This is a genomic window from Paenibacillus sp. FSL W7-1088 (genome assembly GCF_037969855.1).
Taxonomy (GTDB): Bacteria; Bacillota; Bacilli; order Paenibacillales; family Paenibacillaceae; genus Paenibacillus.
In genome coordinates, this window is the sequence record NZ_CP150216.1 from 7,222,085 (window position 1) to 7,248,230 (window position 26,146).

The 26,146-nt window shown below is 48.4% G+C and carries 20 protein-coding genes; 1 reads left to right on the plus strand and 19 read right to left on the minus strand.

Features of this window, described 5'->3' with window-relative positions; genetic code table 11:
* Nucleotides 1–276 precede the first annotated feature (276 nt).
* Nucleotides 277–1,554: a trypsin-like peptidase domain-containing protein gene (locus MKY42_RS32490; protein WP_339847787.1), complete on the minus strand. Its 1,278-nt coding sequence runs from the start codon at nucleotides 1,552–1,554 to the stop codon at nucleotides 277–279.
* A 774-nt stretch (nucleotides 1,555–2,328) separates the two neighbouring features.
* On the opposite strand from MKY42_RS32490, the gene MKY42_RS32495 reads away from it, so the two are divergent.
* Complete coding sequence (locus tag MKY42_RS32495; RefSeq protein WP_339853207.1) at nucleotides 2,329–2,541, plus strand: hypothetical protein; 213 nt, start codon at nucleotides 2,329–2,331, stop codon at nucleotides 2,539–2,541.
* Here MKY42_RS32495 and MKY42_RS32500 read toward each other — a convergent pair.
* The 18 genes from MKY42_RS32500 to MKY42_RS32585 form a co-directional block, all read right to left on the minus strand.
* Entirely contained in the window at nucleotides 2,510–3,316 is an 807-nt protein-coding gene (locus MKY42_RS32500; RefSeq protein ID WP_062327768.1) for an MBL fold metallo-hydrolase, read from the minus strand. The two genes, MKY42_RS32495 and MKY42_RS32500, sit on opposite strands and share 32 nt — an antisense overlap.
* A gap of 6 nt (nucleotides 3,317–3,322) precedes the next feature.
* Complete coding sequence (gene yycI / locus MKY42_RS32505) at nucleotides 3,323–4,066, minus strand: two-component system regulatory protein YycI (protein WP_090902707.1); 744 nt, start codon at nucleotides 4,064–4,066, stop codon at nucleotides 3,323–3,325.
* Nucleotides 4,067–4,643: 577 nt separating this feature from the next.
* Complete coding sequence (gene yycH / locus MKY42_RS32510) at nucleotides 4,644–5,924, minus strand: two-component system activity regulator YycH (RefSeq protein ID WP_339847790.1); 1,281 nt, start codon at nucleotides 5,922–5,924, stop codon at nucleotides 4,644–4,646.
* Entirely contained in the window at nucleotides 5,908–7,758 is a 1,851-nt protein-coding gene (gene walK, locus MKY42_RS32515) for a cell wall metabolism sensor histidine kinase WalK (protein WP_076287197.1), read from the minus strand. The genes yycH and walK overlap by 17 nt, the downstream gene beginning before the upstream one ends.
* Nucleotides 7,758–8,480, minus strand: coding sequence for a response regulator YycF (yycF, locus tag MKY42_RS32520; RefSeq protein WP_062327757.1), 723 nt, complete (start codon nucleotides 8,478–8,480; stop codon nucleotides 7,758–7,760). The genes walK and yycF overlap by 1 nt, the downstream gene beginning before the upstream one ends.
* Before the next feature lie 263 nt (nucleotides 8,481–8,743).
* Nucleotides 8,744–10,276: a peptidoglycan DD-metalloendopeptidase family protein gene (locus MKY42_RS32525; RefSeq protein ID WP_090902701.1), complete on the minus strand. Its 1,533-nt coding sequence runs from the start codon at nucleotides 10,274–10,276 to the stop codon at nucleotides 8,744–8,746.
* Between the two features lie 459 nt (nucleotides 10,277–10,735).
* Nucleotides 10,736–11,521, minus strand: coding sequence for a hypothetical protein (locus MKY42_RS32530; protein WP_090902699.1), 786 nt, complete (start codon nucleotides 11,519–11,521; stop codon nucleotides 10,736–10,738).
* A 225-nt stretch (nucleotides 11,522–11,746) separates the two neighbouring features.
* Complete coding sequence (locus MKY42_RS32535) at nucleotides 11,747–13,033, minus strand: adenylosuccinate synthase (protein WP_090902697.1); 1,287 nt, start codon at nucleotides 13,031–13,033, stop codon at nucleotides 11,747–11,749.
* A 443-nt stretch (nucleotides 13,034–13,476) separates the two neighbouring features.
* On the minus strand, nucleotides 13,477–14,838 hold the full coding sequence (gene dnaB, locus MKY42_RS32540; RefSeq protein WP_062327745.1) for a replicative DNA helicase: 1,362 nt from the start codon (nucleotides 14,836–14,838) through the stop codon (nucleotides 13,477–13,479).
* 1 nt (nucleotide 14,839) lies between these two features.
* On the minus strand, nucleotides 14,840–15,283 hold the full coding sequence (gene rplI, locus MKY42_RS32545; protein ID WP_090902695.1) for a 50S ribosomal protein L9: 444 nt from the start codon (nucleotides 15,281–15,283) through the stop codon (nucleotides 14,840–14,842).
* On the minus strand, nucleotides 15,280–17,268 hold the full coding sequence (locus MKY42_RS32550; protein ID WP_090902693.1) for a DHH family phosphoesterase: 1,989 nt from the start codon (nucleotides 17,266–17,268) through the stop codon (nucleotides 15,280–15,282). Before MKY42_RS32550 ends, rplI begins: the two co-directional genes overlap by 4 nt.
* An 11-nt stretch (nucleotides 17,269–17,279) precedes the next feature.
* The gene (locus MKY42_RS32555; RefSeq protein ID WP_244192795.1) at nucleotides 17,280–18,200 is read right to left on the minus strand and encodes a DUF2232 domain-containing protein; all 921 of its coding nucleotides are present in this window, start codon (nucleotides 18,198–18,200) and stop codon (nucleotides 17,280–17,282) included.
* Entirely contained in the window at nucleotides 18,197–18,499 is a 303-nt protein-coding gene (locus MKY42_RS32560) for a MazG-like family protein (protein ID WP_024629547.1), read from the minus strand. Before MKY42_RS32560 ends, MKY42_RS32555 begins: the two co-directional genes overlap by 4 nt.
* Nucleotides 18,500–18,753: 254 nt before the next feature.
* Nucleotides 18,754–19,179, minus strand: a complete 426-nt coding sequence (locus MKY42_RS32565; RefSeq protein WP_090902691.1) for a CBS domain-containing protein — start codon at nucleotides 19,177–19,179, stop codon at nucleotides 18,754–18,756.
* A gap of 182 nt (nucleotides 19,180–19,361) precedes the next feature.
* Nucleotides 19,362–20,396, minus strand: a complete 1,035-nt coding sequence (locus tag MKY42_RS32570) for an LCP family protein (RefSeq protein WP_053781967.1) — start codon at nucleotides 20,394–20,396, stop codon at nucleotides 19,362–19,364.
* A 321-nt stretch (nucleotides 20,397–20,717) separates the two neighbouring features.
* Nucleotides 20,718–22,310 carry an MFS transporter gene (locus tag MKY42_RS32575; RefSeq protein ID WP_090902689.1) on the minus strand — a complete coding sequence of 531 codons (1,593 nt, stop codon included), beginning with the start codon at nucleotides 22,308–22,310 and terminating at the stop codon, nucleotides 20,718–20,720.
* Between the two features lie 235 nt (nucleotides 22,311–22,545).
* The gene (locus MKY42_RS32580; protein WP_257031975.1) at nucleotides 22,546–24,966 is read right to left on the minus strand and encodes an alpha/beta fold hydrolase; all 2,421 of its coding nucleotides are present in this window, start codon (nucleotides 24,964–24,966) and stop codon (nucleotides 22,546–22,548) included.
* 120 nt (nucleotides 24,967–25,086) lie between these two features.
* On the minus strand, nucleotides 25,087–25,977 hold the full coding sequence (locus tag MKY42_RS32585) for a D-alanyl-D-alanine carboxypeptidase family protein (RefSeq protein WP_090902685.1): 891 nt from the start codon (nucleotides 25,975–25,977) through the stop codon (nucleotides 25,087–25,089).
* Nucleotides 25,978–26,146 lie beyond the last annotated feature (169 nt).

The window sequence follows — 26,146 nt, forward strand, 5'->3', positions numbered from 1 at the left end:
GATTGAGAATACCGATCGACAAACAGATGTTACTCGCACAGCCGCCCATCACCAACACATTCCCAACAGTTTACCATAAATGAAACCCTCTATAATAGAGACTTTGGCTCTGGTCCTAACTATCATAGGGAAACGACAAAATCCCCCCTGTAACCTCATGAATTTGGTTTATATGTAAATCAAGATTAGTGCAATAAAAAAGAGCAAATCAACGAGTTGATCGACTCTCCTTTATTACCCTATTTCTGTGTGTCATGTACATGAAAGCCATTCCCTTTACTCCGGTTTATCCGTGAGCTTCGCCGACACCTTCTCGGCGTTGCCGTCCCGGTAAAAGGTGATTTCAATCGTATCGCCGATCTTCTTCTTATCGTACAGATATTTCCGCAGATCAAGCGTAGAGGTAATTTTTTGCCCATCAAATTCCGTAATGACATCATTCAGCTTCATGCCGGCATCGGATGCCGGACCAGACGCTTCCAACACGACCACACCGCTATCTACGTGGGATGGCAGCTTCAGGTCTTTACGCTGCTCGTCATCCAGCGGAGCATATGGATTACTCAGATCGACAGTATATACGCCCAGATATGGACGTGATACTTTGCCATTCAGCAGCAGGGAATCAACAGTTTTCATCACTTCGTTCATCGGAATCGCAAAGCCGAGGCCTTCAACGCCTGTATCCGAGATCTTCATCGTGTTGATGCCGACCAATTTGCCGTTCAGATCGGCTAGTGCCCCGCCACTGTTACCTTCGTTAATCGCCGCATCCGTCTGGATCACGTTTTGTTCCCAGTCGTACACACCGTCCTGATTAATAGATACCGGCAAGATCCGATCTGTGTAGCTCACAATACCGGATGTCAGCGTACCGCCCAGACCGAGCGGATTCCCGATCGCCAGCACCGTTTGACCACGCTGAAGTTTGCTGGAATCTCCAAGCTCTGCGGCTGGACCGATGCCCTTATCATCCTGCACGGACAATACGGCGATGTCACTCACCCGGTCTTTGCCCACCAGCTTCGCCTTATGCGTTTCCCCGTCCACCGTTACAATCTCCAGATCACTCGCACCTTCCACAACGTGATGGTTGGTCATGATGTAGGCTTTGCCATCTTCCTTCTTGAAAATGACCCCTGATCCCAACGCGGAATCTTCCATCGACAGGCTGCTGCCCGTCTTATGGTTCACAATGCTCACCACGGAAGGGCGGACCTTCGCCGCTGCCTGGATAATCCGGTCGTACGGATCAGCCGCCTGCGCCGTCTGTGTACCGCCTCCGCCGTTCCCTGCAGCGTTCGCCAGAGGTAATGATGCAGGCTGCATAATAAAGCTGAACAGCGTAACGGTCACGATGGAGCTGATTACCGAACTGATCACGGCTACCTTGACCGTGGAGCTAAAGCCCGAGCGTGACTTGCGTGGATTCTGCCAGCGGTCCCGTCCCCTGCCCCTGCCTCCAGGGCGAATGATCTGAAGTTTACCTTTCTGTTCAGGTTCGGCGCGTCTTGATACTTTGGTTGAATAAAAATCGTCTCCAAACAATCCCATCGTGATCCTCTCCCCTTCGTTGTCACGCATCAAGACCCTGACTGCCGCCCGATCGTTGCCGCATGGCCAACGACTGTGTCCTTACGTTACCCCACTCCGGCCACAGCCGAGCTTCCGATCGCTGTTATCCCCAGATTTCCTCGATCCCTTTCCACAGGGTGAAATCCGGTGATAGCGTATCCTTCCGAAGCAGCTTTCTTTCAGAAAGCTTTCAGGCGAACGCTTCGCTTCTCCAGCTTCGTTCTGTGTCCTCCGTTACGCGGTTACCGTAAATACCAACTCATTCTTCCATGCGTTCCTGCATAAAAAATCGTTTTGCATATCGCTACCATCCCCACTAACTCGAAATGAAGCGTCTATGTACAACAGAACGGACATCCCATTCTGCCTGTGACTCTATCAGAAATGCTCTCGCATTCTACGACATGCCTTTTTGCGCGCAAAACAGCCTCTACTATTAAAAGCTCCTTATATACTAAACACGCCAAATCTTAAAAAGTTGCATAATTACGAAGATTATCGGAAATTTCCGCTATAACGCGCTTAACAATAAAAGGTCCATAGTATCTATCACCACAAAATCCAGTTCGCTAAGCGCAAATTTGCCTATTCCCGTGAACTTTTTCATCTTCTTAAGCAAAATGCAGCCCCTGGTTCAGCATACACGTCCCTTACGTGTAATTATAGCGGCAAAAAGAGGAATGTTTTCCATCAAGCCTGACTACAATAATAGTAAAAGACAATTCGAAGCTTCATAGAAGGAGGATTCACATGATGGATCGCACGCGTACACTCACAGCCATGGATGAAGTTCATATGGTGGCCAAGCTGGCCGATCTCAAGGAAGAGCATTACCGCAATACCCTTGCCCTAAGCACGATTATTGAACTGCTCGTCGACAAAGGCATTCTGACCCGCGAGGAAGTGGAGCGCAAAGCTACCGAACTCGACAGCTTTATGGCTCACCCACCCTATCCCATGGCGTAGGCCGATCATAATACGTATCACAGAGCTTGAACTCATGATCCCGATAAAAGCAACCACGGCTCTCCATCGCATCACGCACCGTCATTTTCGCCAAGTCCATCATATTATGATCCCGGCTCAAATGTGCCAGATACGTACGCTTGATGCGTCCGTTCATCAGTTCACTAAGCGCTGCTCCCGCCGCTTCGTTCGACAAATGCCCAATGTCGCTCAGGATGCGGCGCTTGGTGTTCCATGGATACCGCCCCATACGCAGCAATTCGACATCATGATTCGCCTCCAGCACAAGTACATCCGAATCCGAGATTGCATCGCGAACCTTGTCGCTCATATACCCGAGATCGGTCGCGACGGACAACTTCTCACTGCCATCATCGAATGTGTACCCTACCGGTTCCGCCGCATCATGGGAGATGCCGAAGGATTCCACGCGCAGGGAGCCAAAATCATGCTTCTCTCCCGTCTCAAACACCCTCCGGTTTTCCTCTGGAATCGCCCCAACGGACTTCTCCAGTGCCGCCCACGTATTCGTATTTGCATAGATTGGTAAATTATATTTCCGAGACATCGCGCCTAGTCCTTTAATATGATCGGAATGTTCATGTGTAACCAGAATCCCGTCCAGCTCTGTTCCCGAAATCTCCCGTTCCAGAAACAATGCCTCCAGCCGCTTCGCACTGAGACCTGCATCAATCATGAGGGACGTGCCCCCATGCTGTATAACCGTGGCATTCCCTGTCGAACCGCTGGATAACACGGTAAAATAAATCCCCATAACGCATTACTCCCCTGGTTTGTCTGTCTTGGGACTAAATACATCCCCGCTGATGCCCTGCACGTACAACACTTCGCCACTTTCCAGCACGAACCGCCATGCCGGCATCGCCACCTGCATATCTGAATTGAACAACTGGCCGTAATAGCCCAACTGAATATCTTTGACAATCGCATCATTTGGCAAAAAGTTCTCGATCAGCGTACCCAGCGCCTTCGACGCCGGAAGCACCTGCTGATCGCTTTCCTCCGCTGTCGTAATCCGCACCGGAGTCTGACGGTAACCCGTGATTTTCTGGTCACTGTAGAATAGCTCCAGACTAACATTAAAGAGCGGCCATTTGCCATCCACCAACGGATGAAGCACAAATGCCCCATCCTCCGCCATCAGCTGATCCCATCGATACGTACCGATCTGGGGAATCTCGTCCTGCAGTGCATCCTCCAGCTCGCTTTGCGAGAAGATCAGCTTGCTGTCCACAGGCTTTTCCAATTCAACCTCAATGCCTGTCTTGTTATCTTCAATAAACTCATACGACAGCTTCGGCAGCTTCGGCGTCTCATTCGGAATAGGAGCCAGCACCTGAATGCCCTTCTCCTCCATCGCCTGCTGTGTATTATCCGCCAGTGAGGTGAAGTCCAGATTGGCTCCGGCCGTCTCCCGTGCATCCATCCAGATCTGGTATCCCAGCACCAGATTGAGCAGCAGGAAGGCATAGATCAACACATTTTTCGCCCGTCCCCAATCCAAAACATCCACCTCCCTAGAAGTTAACTGACTGACATACTCTCTACAACTCACACAAAATACAGCCGTATGTCCACGTTAGCGCTACTTGTTCCACACGGTAGAATGTCCACCTCAAATAATACGCTTCACCAACAATATCACAAGTAAGTACAAATGGCTGAACACCTTTGGACATACAGCGTTACAACATGCGTTGGGAAACTCATCGTATTTACGTAACATGAGCTTGGAACGTCAACATGAAGATGACACGCTTATATCGTTATTTCCACCTAACGAACTGTACACGCCCTATTTGTGCTATTTTCCACAAGTTTGTAATCTAACGAATCTGAGAGAAGTTATCTCAATTATTTATAGGTTTCCCATCCGTTTTCACTCATTTTCGATGGAATAACGTCGCTGAAGTTCGTTAGATTTCGAGTTTGATGCTAATTCGGCATTTAAGGCTTGTCAGATTGGTTAGATCTCCGACCCGGCGAACCTCCCTTGCAACAGCTCACAACAGCCATCGGAAGGTTGTTCTGACCGCGGAGTGGATAGTGCAGCCCACCTTATGTTCAATGACTATAACCCATCAAGAAACGGTGGTCTCCTCACCGTTTCCGAAATGGATTACCCACACCGGGATGAGCTTCAGCCCGTCCTCAATGCTGGATGGACGGTACGCCGGATACACGTCTACAACCTTCCGATTGGTTCCCGCCACCTTCTGGATGAGCGCCTTCAGCTTGTCCCCGCCGGGCAGGGTGACCGATTTCTTCGTCTCCGCGCCTTCGTTCAGATATTCGAGCGAACGTTCATAGCTGGACACCGTCTCCTGCTGCATCTCCATGCTGATCGTACCGAACCTGAACTGCATCGAGTCCATAATCGGGAAGCTGCTGTAATATTGCTGGAACTGAAGCTTCGTCTTTGTATCGGTTGTATCCAGCATCATGCGCGAACGACCTTTCCAGCCGCCGTGCTGATTCACAAAATCAACCGCGGACAGCGCATCCTTCGCTGCATCAATCTGTCCCGCAGGCGGCGCCGCCGGATCAGTGTAGCTAATCCAGCGCTGTTCTTGCTTCACTTGCAGACTGCGTTTGCTGTCTGTATAGATCTCCGATCCATCCTTTTCCCGAATGTTTCGGGTCATACTTGGATCAAAGAATAGGCTGCGCTGCATTTGCTCGACAGTGAACTGGCCTGTAGGCACGTCAGCCTCAATCGTTTCCAGTGCTTCTGCCGGGATATAATACCCGCCGTCCATCAGCATATAAGGTGTCCAGCTGCTGCCGAAGTCGACATGCTGCTGCACGTCCTGAACTGTCAGATCCGCCTGCGTCGCCTCGTAGACCACATCGCCTTTGGCGCTGAAGAACAGTGCGTGAGCCTTTGTTTCATTTTTGGCGGTATAGATCGAGATCCGGTTAATCGTTTCCCCTTGGAAGAGGGAGTCTGTCCCGAGCCGCATTACGCGCTGCAACAACGCTACAGGGATGCCTTCCTTGAACGACAGCTCAAAGCCAGGATTCTCCTTCCGAATCTGATCCCAGTTGACCGATTGCACGCTCCGACGCTGGAAATCATCAAACGTACGTCCCTGCAACCGTGAATAGATCAACTGATAGAATGTATTACCCGGATAAAACACCGTATGTTTGTCCTCCCCTAGATGAATAACCAACTGATCAGGGAAAATTAAATCTTCAATATTGCGCTCCTGGCCCATATTCTCGGTTTTCACATAGTTCGTCTCTGATGTCACAATCGAATCACCACCACCGGGCAAACGATAGATCAGGAAGTAACTTTGTACCAAACTGGCAACGACGAGGGAAGCAAGCACCAGAGATTTAATCCGCTCTTTCAAGGTGCTCACCTCCTTCCTCACGCATAGGCAGTGTGAACGTTACCGTTGTCCCCACGTCCACCTCGGACTCCAGTGAGATATTGCCATCATGGGCCTTCACAATTTCCCGGGCAATGGACAACCCAAGCCCTGTGCCGCCCATACTGCGGGAACGAGCCTTGTCTACCCGATAAAACCGTTCAAAAATGCGATCCAAATCCCGCTGTGGAATTCCCATCCCCGTATCGGTCACCGATATGGCGAGAGTATGATCATCATTGCGTCTGGCTGCAATTGTAATCGTGCCACCTTCGAGCGTGTATTTCAGCGCGTTGGACACAACATTATCAAGCACCTGATCAATTTGGTCGCGATCCAGCGGAACCGCTGGAATCCCGTTCTCTACAGAAAGCACAGGTTGAATATCCTTCTGATGCATCTGGAACGAAAAACGATCCGACACTTCTTCCAACATCTCCATGATGTCGGTTGGCTGTTTGCGCAGCATCGCTTCCTTGGAATCGAGCCTGGACAGATGCAGCAAATCCGTAACCAAGCGAATCATACGCTCCGTCTCATTCTGGATTACCCCAACGAATCGTCCAGCGAGCTGCGGATCTTCCAGAGCTCCATCATCCAGCGCTTCCGCGTAGCTCTTAATGGTGGTCAGTGGTGTACGCAGCTCATGAGAGACATTCGCCACGAATTCACGTCGTGAAGCTTCCAGTTCTTCCTGCTCCGTGACGTCCTGAAGCACAGCGATCGTACCTGTAATGCCTAGCTCACGACGATGAACCGGTGTAAACGTCATGCGGATGACAACGGGATCTTCCTGTCCCGCAGGCGCAATCTGAAGCAGCGTCGAACCTGTAAATCCACTCGCTAACGCTTCTGCATCTTCCGGATCAATACCCAGCAATACCGCAAAATGCCTTCCTTCAATGTCCGCCGGACGCATGCCTAGAATGCTGCTCGCACGACGGTTCACCAGAATGACTTTGCCATATTCGTCCGTTGCGACCACGCCATCGCTCATATTGGTCAGAATGGACGTGAGCTTCTCCTTCTCCTCTTCGTTCTGGGAGAGTGCATCTCGCAATCTGCTAGTCATATAGTTAAACGCCCGACTGAGCTGGCCAATCTCATCCGTTCCGAATACAGGGGTCTGCTGATCAAAGTTGCCTTCCGCGACCGCCGTCGCCCTTCGGGTAACTTCCTTGATCGGCTGCGTTATCGTATGTGACAGAATGACACCAAGCACTGCGGTTAATACCAAGGCAATCAAAATGCCGGAGATAAAAATCTTGTTAATGCCCTCCATTGTGGCATATAACTCATTCATCGAAGCGGCGATGTAGACCGCGCCGATAATCTTGCCGCCGGACAGTACTGGCTTGGCAACGACCTTTTTGCGAACATTATCCTCGTCCACGATATATTCCTCATTGTCCCGAATGCCTTGCAGCGCACGGCTGACAACGGTCTGGGTGTTTTTGCGCCCAACATAGTCTGAATGGGAACTTAGCGAGGTGGTCAGCACTTTGCCGCTGGCATCCAGCACCTGAATCTCGGCGCCGTTAATGTTGAACAGGTTGTTAACCAACACACGCAGGTTTTCCGTTTTGTCCTCGCCAGCCTCAGCTTCCCCACCAGCCATCGTCTCCCCTACAAGCACAGAGAGCATCTCAGCCCGCGCCTGCAAATCCTCAGTGAAGTTGCTGGTCAGTGAGTTCTTCATTGCACTGACAAAATAAACACCGATCAATTGCATCGCAATCAGAATCAGCAGTACATAGATAATAATCAGTTTCGCCTGAATCGTTCGAAAGAACGAAAATCGCGAGAAACGTCCCATTATATCCCCACGCTTTTGGGACTGCGCACGAGATATCCCAGCCCGCGGCGAGTCAGAATCGTTTCCGGTTTGCTCGGGTTCTCCTCAATCTTCTCACGCAGACGACGAATCGTAACATCCACGGTACGCACATCCCCGAAATATTCATATCCCCATACCGCCTGCAGCAGATGTTCACGTGTCATGACCTTGCCGGAATGCTTCGCCATATAATAGAGAAGTTCGTACTCACGGTGGGTCAGATCCAGCGGTTCGCCGCCTTTGTAAGCTGTATACATGTCCATATCAAACGCCAGATCAAATAAACGCATGACCTGCTTCTCCTCGTCTTCTGGCGCTTCAGCTGTGATGGCAGGCTTCTGGCGTCTGCGCATCTGTGCTTTCACCCGGGCGAGCAGCTCGCGCGTACTGAAAGGCTTTGTCACGTAATCATCCGCGCCCAGCTCCAGACCGAGCACCTTGTCGATCTCGCCATCCTTTGCGGTCAGCATAATGATCGGCATCTCCAGATGGGCACGCACCTCGCGGCACACATCCATACCATCCTTACCTGGCAGCATCAGGTCCAGCAGCATCAGATCCGGCTTCTCGGATAACGCCAATTCAACCGCACGAATGCCATCAAAAGCGCAGATGACCTCGTACCCCTCTTTTTCCAAATTAAACTTCAGAATGTCCGCAATGGGCTGTTCATCGTCCACCACCAAAATCTTCCCCTGCATCGGCTGTCTTCACCCCTATATCCTGCTTGATCCGCCTGAGCGGTCTATCTCTCTTATTCAACTTATATAAATTGTGTTTCCTACGATTTCATTGAATATGGTCTATATCATATGTCTTGTTGCCTATAGTCTATAGTTTAACATACCTGGAGCACCGTCACATCCCGATCAGGGCCAATGTACAGCCCAAACTGAAAAATTTTTACAGCAGCAAAAAACAAGGCCAGCATCAACTGCCAACCTTGCCCCGGGTTGCGATATAACTAGTTCAAGTATGTCAACGGATTTTCCACCGTTCCGTTCTTGATAATCTCAAAATGCAGATGCGTTCCGGTCGAACGGCCCGTGTTGCCCATGACGCCGATGCTCTCACCTTTTTCGACGACTTGACCAACCTTAACACCGATGCTGTTCAAGTGCCCATATAGTGTTTCGTATCCATTACGGTGGTTAATAATAATCACATTGCCATAACCACTCTTTTGTCCTGCAAAAGTAATCACGCCCTCATCAGACGCTTTCACGTCCCGGTTACCGACAAGATCCACACCTTTGTGCTGGCGACCCCAGCGTTGTCCAAAGCTGCTGCTCATCGTAGCGTTCGATACTGGCCAAGCAAATTCGCCTGTACCTTCACCGACCACTTTGGTTCCACTCAGGACTACTTCAGTAACCGCTGCTTTGATGACTTCCTGGCCAAGCCATTCTTCCTGAACGACTTCTCCATTTTCCTTCGTTATCCGATATTGCATGCTCTTCAGACCGCTTTGACCTGGACGCACCACTTTGGTTGTGCCTGCTTTGAGCTCAGCACTTTTGCGTACTTCCACCTGCGGTTTAATCTCAATCTGTTCAACCACCTGCTCAACCGATTTAACCGTAACGGCTGGCTTTGGCACCGTCAGCGTAAGCTCGTCCCCAATTTGCAGCGACGTTTCTTTGATGCCCGGATTATGTTTGCGAATCTCGCTTTGCGTAATTTCGTATTTGGCAGCAATGGAAGAGATCGTATCTCCTTCACGCACGACATAGGTTACAGGCGCGTCTTTACCAACGGTTAAAGCTTTAACCGCCTCGGACACATCCCATATTTTGTTTGGATCAGCCTTCACCACATCTGTCGCTACATCTTCCTTGATGCCTACCGACTTCAGCGTAGTACTCGGCCCCTCGGCTTTCTTCGATGAGTTGGCCGATACCGACTTCGTCTTGAGCGAACTGCGCACAGCCGATGCCGATATGTACTTGTTCTGCACTTGTTCCAGAATCGCGTCTGCTGTTGCCTGATCCTTCACAATGCCGATCACTTCACCGTCTACCTTGAGCTCTACACCCTTAGCATAGGCGGTAAGCATGTCGCCGAGCTTGTCCAGCGTCTCATCACTGTTCACTACGGGTTTGTATGCTTTAATGGTTTCGGTCGTGATGCCGTCTGTGTTCAGCACCATTTCCGCTTCTGGATATTTATTTTGGAATTCCTCGGTTTTGTCTGCAAATAATTTCTGTAATTGCGCCTCATCCGTGATGGTGCCAATCTCATTTCCTTTAACCATCACTTTATAATATGGAACGGTGTTTGCAGCAACGTATTGTTTGCCTGCGAATCCGATCGATGCAGCGATGAATAAACCGCATGCTGCTGTAATGATCCATTTGCGCGAGGCCAGAACGCGCTTTTTGTTACTACTGAAGTTGGACATGCTCATGTTGTTTTTGTCTTCGGCCGTCCGGTGTTCCCCGGATTGTTCGTGTTCCCGGTTCTTGCCCGGTTGGCGTATGCCTCTGAAACCTTTCATGATTCTCTCCTTTTCAGCACTTCTCAGTTCGCATTTCTGTCAAGACATCACCCATTGTGTCTGTCCCATGCTTGTCGATATTTGTATTCGGGTGTCCGCAAATCAGGACTTTAGCTGCGCTCATAAAAGTGTCAAAATTTTAACCTTTTATCACACCCGTATACTTTAACACAGGTTTTACACTCATTTCAACTGTACACGTCATAGGGCAAAGCCGCGCCACGCTTGGTTTTCCTGTATTATCCATAAGATGGAAGATCAATATTCTTCCCCGTAACACCTCTACTTCAGGTATACTATGTACTTTTGATCATTTTTTAAGACTAGGTTCTAAGACCCACTGAAATGTGTTTTCTTTTTCATAAAAATACAAATAGAAAATCCCTCGCCAGATCATCTCTGGTGAAGGATTTTGTTAAACTCTTGCTATATAGTGCCTCATATGGTTGAATTGTATGCTTATTCCGCCTGAAGGACTTCCATCAGATTATCGTATTCTTCGCTCGTCAGATATTTGGAGATCACCTGCTCAATATCGCGCAGCTCCTGCTCAGTCAGGCCACCTTCCATGGCGCCTGAGATTTGCTGCATTTCTTTCTGAGGCAGCTTGTTCATCAGCAGGCTGAAAATCTTTTCTTTTTCCTCCAGCGGCAGCTTGTCCTTCTTGCCTGTGATGTCATCGGGAGATACTACAATCTCATCATTTCCTGAAGAAGACGTACCATTGGAATTCGTACCTGTTCCGTTGCCCGATGCTGTACTGTTGCCCGTTGTTGTCCCTGAATCGGTTCCAGCATTTGAACCAGCATCTGCGTCTGTTCCCGTGCCTGAGCTCCCCCCTGGACTCAATCCCGTAGCAGAAGAGTTCGTTCCTGAACCTGCTCCTTGGCCCTCGTTTGTTCCCGTACCCTGTCTTGAGCTGTTGCCTGTATTCGCGCCTGTTTCTCCACTTTCTGTTCCATTGACCATGACAGAGATCGCATCTTCTGGAACGTGTTCCTCCTCCGCTCCTGCTGGCTGATCTGTCGTGCCCGTTCCCGGCTTCTTCTCTTCACTGGATTTACCACCCAGTGCACCCTGGAACATGGCCGTTAATCCCATGGGCTGGCCTTCCCACTGAATATTGAAACTCGCCAGCAGCGATTTTACATATGACTGAACGATTAATCCGGTTGTCAGCAGGGTCAGTGAACTGACCAGCATCACGGTAAGCAATATTTTAATGAACCATTGAAGCAACTTCATTCCCGTTCTCTCCCTCCGTTTTCCGACCCTATATCACATTCGATGTTCAGGATCTATGAGTCTACTGTTAACCAGTATTGACGGAAATTCGGGGATTATATCAGGGAGATGTGCGAAAAACCCCAGATATCGCTATTTGAGCGATATCTGGGGCTCTATGATGCCTGTATAGGCATATCATTTGGATGAACGTTTAACTTCGTATTGCCAGGTTAAGCTAGCTGCTTATTCGTAGATAGGAAGAACCTGATTCGTTTGCTCACGGTTACGGCCTACAGAGAAGATGGCAATTGGAATGCCTGTCAGTTCGGAAACACGTTTCACATAGTTCTGTGTGTTCACAGGCAGGTCTTCCAGCTTCTTCGCCGAAGTGATATCTTCGCTCCAGCCTGGAAGCTCTTCGTATACCGCTTCACATTCTGCCAGCATTTTCAGGCTTGCTGGATAGTGAGTGATAACCTCGCCACGGAATTTGTATCCTGTGCAGATTTTCACCGTATCCAGACCTGTCATTACATCCAGGGAGTTCAGGGACAGACCCGTAATTCCGCTGACACGACGAGCGTGGCGAACAACAACACTGTCGAACCAGCCCACACGACGCGGACGTCCAGTTACAGTACCGTACTCATGTCCGGTCTCACGAATTTGGTCACCAACGGCATCATGCAGCTCTGTCGGGAAAGGACCATCTCCTACACGTGTTGTATAGGCTTTAGCCACACCGATAACCTGCTGAATACGGGCTGGGCCAACGCCAGAACCGATACATACGCCGCCTGCGGACGGATTGGATGAAGTAACAAATGGATAAGTTCCTTGATCAAGATCCAACATCACACCTTGTGCACCTTCGAACAATACTTTTTTGTCCTCATCGATGTATTCGTTGAGCACAACGGATGTATCACGCACATAAGGACGCAGAATTTCTGCATATCCCAGGTAATCTTTCAAAATTTCTTCTACATCTACAGGCTCGCCGCCATAGACTTGCTCGATTACACGGTTTTTTTCTTTTACCAGATGACGCAGTTTCAGTTCGAACTCTTCCGCATCCAGCAGATCAACCATACGAATACCGATACGGGCTGATTTGTCCATGTAACATGGGCCAATTCCCTTACCTGTTGTACCGATTTTGTTCGGCCCTTTGCTCTCTTCTTCCAATGCATCCAGTACCATGTGATATGGCAGGATGATGTGTGCGCGTTCGCTGATAGACAGGTTTTTGGTCGTAAAGTCATTGTCATGAATATAGTTAATTTCTTCGATGAGTGCCTTCGGATTGATAACCATACCGTTACCAATTACACATGCTTTATCTGTGTAGAAGATACCCGATGGAATCATCGTCAATTTATATTTTTTGTTATCGATCAGAATCGTGTGTCCTGCATTGTTACCACCTTGGTAACGAGCTACCACATCTGCGGATTCCGCCAAATAATCCGTAATCTTGCCTTTACCTTCGTCTCCCCATTGCGTTCCCACTACAACTACCGTTGACATAGTACATACCTCCGTGGGTGCCTTGCGCACCTTTGTATTGGTCTGTCCGTCCTCTATCTCGGCAGGAATTTGAAGTGAAATTACCAGCGGAGAAGCGTGCTAACGGACAGTGAAAATCCCCCTCGGTTTACATCCAAGGGAAGGTTTTCGCTGCTTTAACGCAGCAGTACTAGTGTACCAGTCCCTTTTTTCAAAGTCAAATCAAATGGCGAACAATTAGATATCCTCCAACTCTAATGTTCGGAATTGACTCCATATTTCGACGCAAAAAACCGGCGAAGCCAGTCAAAGCTTGCTTGACGGCTAACCCCGGTTATACGCTACGCATTCAAATCCAACGCTATATGTCGCATTCACAACGTACTTATGAGTTCATATGATCTAATGATAGATGCCGGGACAGACGATTTCACTTCCTGATCGAAGCAGTCTGTGCCTGTCCCCTACATGGCAAAGGCGTCATTATGTGCCCGCTCGTAGTTAACGAATTTATTAAAGTTTTTCAGGAAGACCAGTTCCACCGTGCCTACCGGACCATTACGCTGTTTGGCGATAATAATCTCGATAATGTTTTTCTTCTCGGTCTCCTGGTTGTAGTAGTCATCCCGGTACAGGAACGCTACGATGTCGGCATCTTGCTCGATCGAACCCGATTCCCGCAAGTCACTCATCATCGGACGCTTATCCTGACGCTGCTCTACACCCCGGCTCAGCTGAGACAAGGCAATAACCGGAACTTCCAATTCCCGACCAATCTGTTTCAGTGTACGCGAAATCTCGGATACCTCTTGTTGACGGTTCTCGCCGGCTTTACCACGTCCACTAATTAGTTGAAGGTAGTCAATCAGAATCATGCCAAGGCCTTTCTCTTTCTTGAGACGACGGCATTTCGCACGAATGTCAGCTACGGTGATCCCTGGCGTATCGTCAATGTAGATATTTGCTTCATTCAAGGCTGCAATGCCCATCGTCAGCTTCTGCCAATCCTCATCACCTTTGAAGTCACCCATACGCATGACACCCGCATCCAGATTGGCCTCTGCACAGATCATACGCTGTACGAGCTGTGCGGCTGACATCTCCAGACTGAATATCGCAACCGTCTCCTGCGCACGAATGGCTACATTCTGAGCGATATTCAGGGCGAAAGCGGTCTTACCTACAGATGGACGTGCCGCTACAATAATCAAGTCGCTCCGCTGGAATCCGGCGGTCATCTTGTCCAGATCGATAAACCCTGACGGAATACCCGTCGTCGTTCCCCGGTTCTGATGCAGCGTCTCCACACGGTCGAACACTTCCATAAGTACATCCTGTATGGCTATAAAACCACTACTGGAACGTCGGTTGGAAATCTCCAGAATTCGCCGCTCTGCTTCTCCAAGCATAGCCGCGACATCCTCGCCGCCCGTGTATCCTTCACTCACGATCTGCGTAGCCGTACGAATCAGGCGACGCAGCATGGATTTCTCTTCGATAATCTGAGCGTAATAATCCACGTTCGCAGCAGTCGGAACACCATGAGCCAGCTTGGCCAGATAACTGACGCCGCCGATGTCCTCAAGCTCACCTTTATCCTTCAGTAGCGAAGTCAGTGTCACGAGGTCAATCGGTTGATTTCCCTCGCCAAGCTGGATCATCGCTTCAAAAATTAATTGATGGGGTTTATCATAGAAATCCTCGGTTTGCACCCGTTCCATCGCTGTAATCAGGGCTTCGCCCTGCAACAGGATTGCACCCAGCACGGCCTGTTCGGCTTCCAGGTTCTGTGGGGGAATCCGGTCGAATAACATTTCGCCGCCCATCTTACTCCTCCGTTACCTGTACCTTCAAGGTAGCCTTCACTTCAGGGTGAACCTTGACGGTGACTTGCGTTACGCCGAGTGTGCGAATAGGCTCGTCCAGTTCAATTTTGCGTTTGTCGACTTTCAGACCTTTCGCTGCCAGAGCTTCTGCGATTTGTTTGCTTGTGATTGCACCGAACAGACGGCCGCCTTCGCCGGCTTTTGCCTTCAGTTCAGTCACTTCAGCTTCCAGCTTTTTAGCCAGCGCTTCCGCTTCTGCTTTCTCTTCCTGCTTACGTCTGTCTTCCGCTGCCTTCTGGTTGTCGAGTGTTTTCATGTTTCCGTCTGTTGCTGGACGTGCGATTCCCCGTGGCAGAAGGAAGTTCTGTGCATATCCCTCGGACACTTCCTTCACTTGTCCTTTTTTGCCTTGACCCTTCATATCTTTTATAAAAATGACTTTCATTCGAACAAACCCTCTTCCTTTTCGATTTCAGCCAGTACGTTCGTCAGCCGTTTTTCCGCCTCTCCAAGCGTTCCTTCAAGCTGCACGGCAGCATTCGTCAAATGTCCGCCACCGCCCAGTCGTTCCATGACCACCTGAACATTCATGCGCCCCAGCGACCTCGCGCTGATGCCAATTAGTCCATCCGGGCGTTCACTAATGACAAATGAAGCGACCACGTCGGTCATATTGAGCAATGTGTCCGCCACTTGGGCGATCATCATCTGTGGAATCTTGTTGCCAGGGTCCGTGACCGCCAGCGCAATGTTCCCGTATACCATTTTAGCATGCTTTATGATTTCTGCCTTAGCAATATATTCTGACAGATCTTGTTTCATCAGCCGCTGGATCATAATGGTGTCTGCACCACTACGACGCAGGAAGCCTGCCGCTTCAAACGTTCTCGATCCCGTGTGAAGTGCAAAATGCTTCGTATCCACCGTAATTCCGGCTAATAACGCCGTCGCTTCCAGCGGAGTGAATTGTACCTTGTCATGAATATACTGAAGAAGCTCAGTTACCAGCTCTGCTGCAGATGATGCATAGGGTTCAAGATAGATCAGCACTGCATCGTTAATGAATTCTTCACCCCGACGGTGATGATCCACAACCACGACACGTGTAGCGGATTGAACCAGTTTCGGCTCCATTGTCATGGATGCCTTATGCGTATCGACAACAACGAGCAGCGTATGCTCCGTCATCATCTGCGTTGCCTGTTCCGGTGACACAAAGGCTTTGGACAGCTTCTCATCCTTATTCACCTGTTCCATCATGCGTTCAATGGAAGGATTTGGCCCATCCAGCACAATTCGTGCCTCCACATTGTACAGACTTGCCGCTTTCCATACCCCAATGGACGCGCCAATCGCATCCATATCGGGCATTTTGTGACCCATGATAATCACCCGGTCGCTCTCCTGCATCAGATCACGCAATGCATGCGCGATAACCCGGGCTCTTACCCGTGTACGTTTCTCCACAGCGTTGGACTTCCCACCGTAAAAGGACAGCCGTTGTCCAGATTTTACGGCAGCCTGATCACCACCACGGCCAAGTGCCATATCCAGACTGGACTGAGCCAGTTCTCCCATCTCACTGATGGTATCCGAACCAAATGCCAGTCCAACACTTAGTGTCATCGGCACCTTAAGATCAGCCGTCATCTCCCGGACTTCATCCAGAATGACAAATCGGCTCTGCTCCAGTTCCTGCAAAGACTTGTAGTTCAGCATCATGAGATAACGATCAGAGGAAAGGCGGCGCAGGTATACCTCGTACCGCTTCGCCCAGGACGTGATCTCACTTGTTACGCGGGCAATCAGTGCAGTCCGCTGCTGATCATCCATACCCTGGGCTGCTTCGTCCAGGTTATCGAGAACCAGAATGCCTAGTGCCATGCGTTCATTCTCATATTTATCACGAAGAATGGCTAGCTCCGTAATCTCGTATACATATACATACCGTTCCTGCGGGTTATGGATAACTCCATAATATCGATCATCCAGTTGGAATTCGTCATGAAGTTCCTTGGAAGGCTCCTTGGTCCCATCCTTTTTCTCCTTCGGTTGAGGAAGTTTGGGAAATAAATTTTGCAGCGGATTGCCAACCATCGTCTTCTCTTGGAACATGTCCGCGACGAAGCGGTTATGCCACTCTACGGTACGATCTTCGCTGTACAGCACAATACCGAATGGGAGCATACTGACCGCTTCCCCCTCCATCCGCTTAATCCGAATGGAGAGGCCATTAATGTAGTCGTTAAGCTCACGACGGAACGCTAGCTCCGCCTTAATCATGACGATTCCCAGCGCCGAAGCCAGTATCAGACTAATCAAACCAAGCGTCCAGTTGTAAATGGTCACGAACATAACAAGCAGAAGCAGCAGTATGAACGCCCATACGGTATAGTAGCCGTGCCAGCGTTTCTTCAGAAATTTAGGCATGACTCATCACCCTATCGTTTTGGTTTCGATATTGCCTCGCGAAGCGGGAACGCCAGATCGATAATCCCGATAATCCGCAGCGGTCCAATGAAGAAAACTGCCGCCGCCAGCAAATACGGTACAACCGGATTCCATTTCTTTGCATGTGAGAGAAAGAAGAAGAATCCGATGGCTTGAATCATGAAGCCCAAATTGATTAGAGGCGACAGGTTCATGGCAATCATGGTCCAGTACGTTCCGTCACTCTGCCTGGATATCACTTCGAACAACAATGCCAGGAAGTAGTACCAGATCAGGGCACGCGGCATGCGCCATTCACGCGCAGGTGGAAATTTCGGTACAACCACGCCCATAACGTTCAGAATCGGACGTGCAATGAGATGTGTGATTAGAGCCATGACCAGAGACGTGACCACCAGGGCAAAAGGAATCATAAGCTGCGTCTGTCTTGCAACATCCTGAGTCATTTCAGGTGTCCATACAAACCCATTTACCATCTGATTGGATGTATTCGTCAGCGGTTCAATCGTCAATCTGACCACATCATTAATATAACTCGACAAATCAAACTGGAAGATTACACTTCCAATCAACAGGAGCAACAGATATTCGGCCAGCATGGCTCCACTTCCGGCCATTAAAGCGTACAGGGCCGACTTCTTTTTCTTATACGCATTGCCCATAACAATGGCGGGCAGGGTGAACAAAAGCAGCAATAACAAATAAATCGGACTAAATATGACCAAAATAATCGCCACTGGGACGAGATGCCATATGAAAGATTTTACCGGTAATGAAGCATACAAAATAACTCCAGGTATCATCATGAAAAATATGGCCAAAACCGATAAAGGAGTTAACAGCGAAAGTAGCAAGAGCAGATAAACTACGCTCCAGACAGCTGATTTAAAGCTAAACTTCAACAAATTCACCTCTTACGCATGTGATCTTCTAGCGCGGAAATATCCTGGTACCAATCTTCCAACTGGTGACCTTCCTGTTTATGCTTTTTCAATTTCTCAACAAGCAGTGCATCCAGATCCTTGAAAGGAATACCGAGCCTGCGGCCCAATATGTAACTACTCATCATCAAACTGGCGAGACTGTCCCCGATTCGGGTTGTACTGCCTTCCCATAACGCTTTGAATAATCGGGATACCTGATCAAGCACTTCGGTTTTAAGCCATTCAATCACTTTTGCGCGTTTGGCTACATCCAGTTCCTTAGGCATATTGGCGAAAGTCACTCTCCCCCGAAAAAGCTTTATTCTCCATTATAGCATAAAAAGGGGGGCCGCAAAATTATCCCAAAAAGCGGAGAAGTCCTCCGAAACTTATCTCAGGTACTTTGCGGGGACCCCGTACAACGAATTCGTATTTTATCTTGTCGAAAATTCATTTAAGTTCAGCTGTTCTTAAGTTTAACATGATACCGGACGGCTGTGATTATCCACGCTGTTGCAACAATATCAAAATTTATTTTGACTTACTTCACTTTCATGGATTCCTTAGCTACAATGCCCTCGCAATACTCAATAATCTGACTCCGTCTTACGATCCCAATAAAGCGCTCCATATCATCGACGACCGGCACAAAGTTCTGAACTTTGGCCAGATTGATCAAATCCTCCATGTTGGCTTCAATGGATACCGGCTTGATGTCCAGCCGAAGTGGAACGTCTTTGAGCAGAAATTTTGAAGCGTTTTCAAATGTAATCTTTCCCTCGGAGTTCTTCATATACCACAACAGATCACCTTCGGTAACCGTGCCAATATACTTGCCTTCCTTATTCAAAATGGGCACCGCCGTGAACCGATGATATTCCATCCGTTCCAACGTTTGCCGCAGAGTAGAATCCGACGTTACGCACGTAACTTCTTGTTTGGGCAGCAAAAAAAATGCGATGTTCATACCCTTACGTATCCTCCTTGTGAATTTCATCATTCAGCTTATTACATTCAACTTACATAGTACGCATTAGATCGCAAGATGTTCCAAAAGGCAGGATTCCTTCTACAAAGTAAAAAAAACAGCAGCCCGCCAATAAACGCACTGCTGATCGATGTTAAAACATAACGTCTGTATGGAATTGGTTACTCGATCTTCTGCCGGTCAGGAATCATCACTTCACCGGCTGGGGTCGACTCATCCATCCAGTTGTTAATCAGCTCTTTGGCATATTGGACGTCTTTCTCATCTGCCTTGCCATAATAAATTCCGTCTTTCCGCATCCCTTCGCCCAAAATAGTGAAGCTTGAGATTTGCGGTTTTTCCTGAGTCAGTACCTGCTTGGCCAGATCAATAATGAAGGAAGGCTGCATATCCGTCTGGAAGCTGTCTCCCATAATCTGAATTAATTCCGGAATTTTGCTGATGGCGTTCAGATTAAGCATCTCATTGGCCATCGCATTCAGGAAAATCTGCTGCCGCTTGGTACGATTAAAATCGCTATCCTCACGGTATCTTACATAGTAAAGTGCTTCCTGACCGTCATAGATCGGCTTACCGCCTTCTATTGTGAACTGTACATGTTCAGGGTTCTTGTTCACAATGTCCTCATCAATCGGCAGCTTCACGCCCCCAAGTGCATCAACGACTTTTTTGATCCCATCAAAGTTAATCGTTGCATAATAACCAACATCCGCATCGAGAAATTTCTCCACCGTATTGATAGACATATTCTCCCCACCGAAGGCGTAGGCATGCGCGAGCTTGTCATAATCATCCTCGCCATCCTTGTTGGCATCACGCCCAACAATCTGCACATAGGTGTCACGAGGAATGGAGACCAGGAGCACGCGTGATTCTTTGGGACGAACAACGGCATAGATGACCGTGTCCGAGCGCCCACGTGTTTTCTCATAGGCACGTTTGTCTGAACCTAGAAGCAACACCGAGAACGGTTCTTTGCGATATACTGTTGGGTCAGGCGTATTGTTGCCCTCCTGCGGCACATAGGAACGGGACAATTGATCTTCAACTGAACCAGCGAGAAACAGATCGAAGGCCGCTACAGCAAGCTGCTGACGAAACAAATAGCCCCCGATTAACAAAACAACGAGCGATACGAGCGTTATATATAGACCTTTTCTTCTTTTCTTCTTCTTATCTTTAGTTCTGCTTGTCATCCATCGATTCCTTCTTCACTGTCAAAATGAAATTCGATACTACTACGATATAAGTTGAATTTAACTTGTCCTGACCCCGCAACGGTACAGTGTTAATTAAATCGAACAACTTATATACTTACCATTAAACGTGCGCAATGGCTTGTGACACGGTGTTCTCTGAAGTTTTCTCTATCTGAAAAGAAAACGCCGCTCACGCTCGTTCTATTGTAATCATTGCTGGGTGATGAAAAGTTACAATACGGTTAAATTAAAAAGAACAGCGCTCCTTTTTTACTGGCAAAAGGTGCACTGTTCTCTTGATGTGGAATGTCCATCCATTCAGTTTGTTGAGGCTATCTCTACCTGATTCTTCTTCTCTTTATGACGCTGACGTCCTGTAATCAACGCAGCGACCAGCGTGAGTACACTGAAAATAACCGCAGACCAGAACAGCCCACTATAACCCTCGCCGGTTGTCTGATGTAGAGCCTGTAGCAGCACATCTCGAATGCCCGGATCAGGGATTTGGGATAGTCCCTCCGTTAAGCTGGAGATATCGCTCCCTGAAGCCGAACCGCCGCCAGACGCATATTGTTGAAGCGCTTCGGGCGGCACCTGAATGCCCTTATCTGCGAGACCCTGCTGAATATTAGATCCCAGGTTGGAGAAGGAGCGAGCCAGAAAACCGGCAAAAATGGTTGGCGCGATCGCCATAGCCATCTGACGGAACAAGGAACTGGTCGCTACTGCGATGCCCTTGTTGTTCTCTCCCGCTTGCTCAGTAACGAGCACGTTCACTGGAGCTCCCAGCATCATACCGAAGCCAATCCCCACGAGTACACTCGCAATCACGAATTGCCAGATATGCTCTACCCACAGCGGGAAGAGCAGGAAGCCGATTGCCGACAGCAAACCTGCTACAGATAACGTCCAGATTGGCCCTTTGCGGTCAACCAGATAACCGCCACCACCCGCACCAATGCCTGAAGCCAGAGCAAGCGGTGTAAACCAGTAGCCGGAGGCTGTGTTGGATACCCCGAGGTATTGCTCAACAAAGCCTGGAATGAAGATCACAGATGCCAGAATGGCTCCTGAGAAAAAGGCAATCAGCAGCGTCCAACGAAAGGACGCAATGCCCAGAAGTTGTGTAGATACAACAGGTTCACGTTGTGATCCTTCCAGCCTTTTTTCAAGAAAGTAGAAGACGACCAGAATGACCACACCTGCCAGGAAGAAGCCATAGAACGTCGGTGATCCAAGACTTCGCAGCATATTTACGCCATCCAGGTTGCTGAAGCTGTACATCAGACTGAGCACACCCAACGTCAGGACCGCGATACCACTCCAGTCCACCGCCTTACGGTGCAGCTCCTGTTCTTCATGAATATAACGGATGCCTGCAATAAACAACAAAATGGCGATCGGTACATTGATTAAGAACAACCAATGCCAATTCCCCGTAATGTCGAGGATAAAAGCACCGATATTCGGCCCAAGAATCGCGGCAACCCCGTTCATGCCTCCCAGAAGACCCAAGGCTGTACCCTGACGCTCCGCTGGGAACTTGCTTAATACGTAAGAGCTCGCAATGATAAAAATCCCGCCACCACCCAACGCCTGGATAACACGAGCAATCAGGAAGAAGGTAAACGATGTGCTTAACGCAACGAGTAAAGACCCGATTCCGAACAAAGCTACTTCAATCAGAAACAGCTTCTTGCGTCCATAACGGTCGGAGAGCTTACCCGCAATGGGCACACTCACCGCAAGTCCGAGCGTATAGAGCGTGATTGTCCATGCTCCCCATGTCGGCGACACGCCAAACGACGCATTTAAAGTCGTCAGGGACGACGTAATAATTCCGTTATCCAGCGCAGCCATAAACACCCCGATAGCAAATAGGATAAGCGGCCATTTCATTTGTTTTTGCATCACATGTTTCCTCCCCGTCAGATTGCAATCCAGTAGCGTATGGCTGTAATGATACATATATATTAAACCTAATCGTACATTAATGACTCACTGGTCATTTTAAACAAAATGATTTCATATGTCAATTTATTAATATACTTGTATTCCTATTCACTCATTCCCTGCTCTACCAAATAAAACCGTCCCTCAGGTTGGATGAAACCCATGGGACGGTCTTCTTTGTTGAACTAACCTACTATTGCTGCATCAGGTGACGGTTCAGAAATTTCTCAATAGCACGATACAAATCCAATTGATTTTCAACATTGCCGAAGCCATGTCCCTCATTGGCTTTTAGCATATAAGGCACATCTACTCCACGCTTGCGCAGAGCCTCCACGATCTGATCAGACTCAGCCTGTTTGACACGCGGATCATTAGCACCCTGAACCACGAACAATGGGGCTTTCATCTGATCGATATGGAACAGTGGTGAGACAGCTGTCAGCAGCTCCTTGTCTTTCTCCGGATCACCCATACGTTCATAGAACATGTTGCGCTCCGATTCCCAGTAAGGTGGCAGTGAATCCAGCAGCGTGAACAGATTGGATGGTCCAACATAGCTAATTCCAGCAGCATACACTTCTGGTGTGAATGCCAGTCCTGCCAGGGCAGCATATCCACCATAAGATCCACCGTAGATGGCTACGCGCTTCGCATCAACTGTTCCCTCTTTAACCAGCCAATTTACGCCGTCTGTGAGATCGTCCTGCATCGCTTTACCCCACTCTTTGTTCCCGGCATCCAGGAATTCCTTACCGTATCCAGTAGAACCACGGAAATTCACCTGTAGTACGGCATAGCCGCGGCTTGCGAGAAATTGAATTTCCGGATTGAAGCCCCACGAATCCCGGGCCCAAGGTCCACCATGCGGAACAACTACCAATGGCAATTGGGAAGCCTCAGCTCCTTGTGGGAGGGTCAGATAACCATGAAGGGTTAAACCGTCACGTGACTTGTACGTAATGGGTTTTACATCCGACATTTTACTCTCATCAATCCAAGGTGCCGCGTCAGCTAATTTATCCAGCTTACCCGTCTTGGAATCGTAGAAGTAATACGTACCCATGGTTTTATCGCTATAGGCAACGAACAGAACCTGACCTTCTTCACTTATGTTTGAAATGCTTATTTCTTTAGCCGGAACTTTCGCCTGGATATCCTGCATCAATTTTTTGAAATCATTATCGAAGTATTCATAGTTAACCTTGTCCGTCTCATAGACAGCTGCAAGGATTGTGCCTTTTTCTTTAGAAGGAACGAAACTGGATACGTCCACATCTTTGTTTTCATAGATGGTTTTTGTTACTTTTTTGCTGCTTGGGCTGTATTCGACAATCGCTGTTTTATCCCGCTCCAGATTGGATACAGCATAGATGTTTTTGTTATCATACGTGAACATCACCGGCGCAAATGTTTCTCCAAGCTTGGTGGTCATCAAATTTTCAAATGGTTTATTTTCCGATTCACGATACATCAACGAAGAGACATTACCATCACTCGATATGGCCACACGGATTTTACCGTCATGGTCTGTTAACCAGCCCGTAATATTGCCCGGATTCTCTGCAGCAAGCACAGCCTCACCTGTCTTGATGTTTATCCGGTACACATCAAAGATCCGCGGATCACGTTTGTTCATGCCCACTAGAATTTCATCCGGAATGTTCTCCAGCGAGTCTACCAGGATCGCTCTTGTATTCGGAAATGGTGTCAGATCTTTGCTGTTCTTCCCATCGATATCCGTTACATAAATATGATAGTTCTCGTCCCCTGCTTCATCCTTTACGTACAACAGCTTATCCTTTGTCGCCCATACAAATTCCGCTATACTGCGCTCTGTCTCACTCGTGATACGTACTGCCTTGTCCTGACCATTCTCTTTCACCACGATATTCATTCGGTTGTTCCAAGGCTCCATGTAAGCCAGATGTTTACCATCCGGAGACATCTGGAATCCTGCTTGAGCCGGCTGTTTGAAGAAGTCTTCCAGAGGTGTGAGACCTTCTGACTGCACATCAAGTCCAAGAGCAAGATACAGTGCGTCAGCAAACTCACCGTGGGTCACCGAATTTTTGGCGTTAAAAGCGCTGCCTTCGATAATAAAATGCTGCTTCAAACGAATGGCATCCTCCGTATGAACCTTCGGAATCTGCGCCATATCACTGTAGACAACCTGAATGCCATTATCCTTCAGTTCAAACGCCCGAGTAAACAACGATGCCATCTGTGCTTTTGTGAGAGGTGCATCTGGTGCATATCCTTTGGCTTGTCCTTGAATAAGACCACTTTGCTTCAGCGCGTAAATGGCAGGAGCAGCTCCATCCTTAGCCAACACATCTGCGAAACCAGTAAGAGACGCTGGAGCATCCAGTTTAAGTACACGCTGCAGGATGATTGCCGCCTGAGCACGGGTAATTGGCGTTTGTGAGTCTTTCATTCCATCTGTTATGCCATCTATGTATCCCAGTTGCTGTAGTGTCTGTGTTGCCTTCGAAGCAATGGATTCAGCGACTGTCGCCGTAGGCTTCACCGCTTCTGCTGCCTGGACCGCTGGTTGAATCAGAGCGATTGACATCGCCATGGTAAGCGTGAGAGTATATACTTTTTTACTCACTGTGTTCAAGTTATTTCCCCCTTTAAAGTGAAATACATCATAATTTGGAATTATACGTAAATCATTTTACCATGATACACCATTGGTTAACAGCGGTAGAGCCCTAAGTTCCATTACCCCTTACTTTGAACCGGTAAATCCATAATTGAATAGCTTTCGTGTCTCGATAAAACGTCCCTCACGACTGTCCGATCCCAGTACAACGGAGATCAGTCGCTTGCCATTTCGCTCCGCCGTTCCAACGAAGTGATAGCCGGAATCCACATCATATCCGGTCTTCAATCCATCGTTCCCATCGTAAGCATAGGGTCCGCCAATAGAGGACAGCATCCAGTTGGTGTTGCTCATGTACATTCCCTTTTGGTGCATCGAAACTTGCATTTGGCTGGAAACTCTCAATATTTCGGGATAGTTACTCAGCAGATAACGTGCAAGTTTGCATGCATCTACAGCGGTCATTACAGTCTGGCCTTGTATTTCCTTCGGACGATTCGGACCAAGTAGTTTTTCGCTTATACCTGTTGCATTGGTAAACACTGTCTTGTCGGACAGTCCGATCTCTGTAGCCTTCTGATTCATCTTTTTTGCAAAAGTCTGCTCTGTCCCACTGATATGTTCAGCCAGAGCAATAGCAGCGTCATTCGCGGAATAGACGGCTACAATCTGGAATAGCTCCTGCACAGTGAACTGCTCCCCTTGTTTCAAACCCAGGTGGCTGCCACCTACTGAACTTGCATATAGGCTGATATTTACAGGGTCGTCCCAACGCAACTCTCCGTTAATCACAGCTTCCATTACAAGTAGTTCTGTCATCAGTTTACTGATTCCTGCAGGTGCAATCTGTTCAGAACCGTTAAAGTTGATTAGAATCTGCTCGGAGTTCATATCCATTAGTACAGCCGATTCAGCTTTAATCCCCGGTTTGCCCACCAGCATGTCCGGTTTTACACCCAAATATATAATAACGAGTAGAGCCAGAAGCATTCCTGCCCGTATCCACCATCTTTTCATCGGAAAATCACCTCTTACAGATATAGACGAAGTGAAGAGGCATTTTGTCTGCACTTTTTTGAAAAAAAGTTAAATTTTTTTTATTTTTTTGTTACCAAAAAAAACATGGACCCCCTACCCCCATGCCAGAGTGTACGGAATCCATGTTTTTAAGGAATTATTCTAAGGG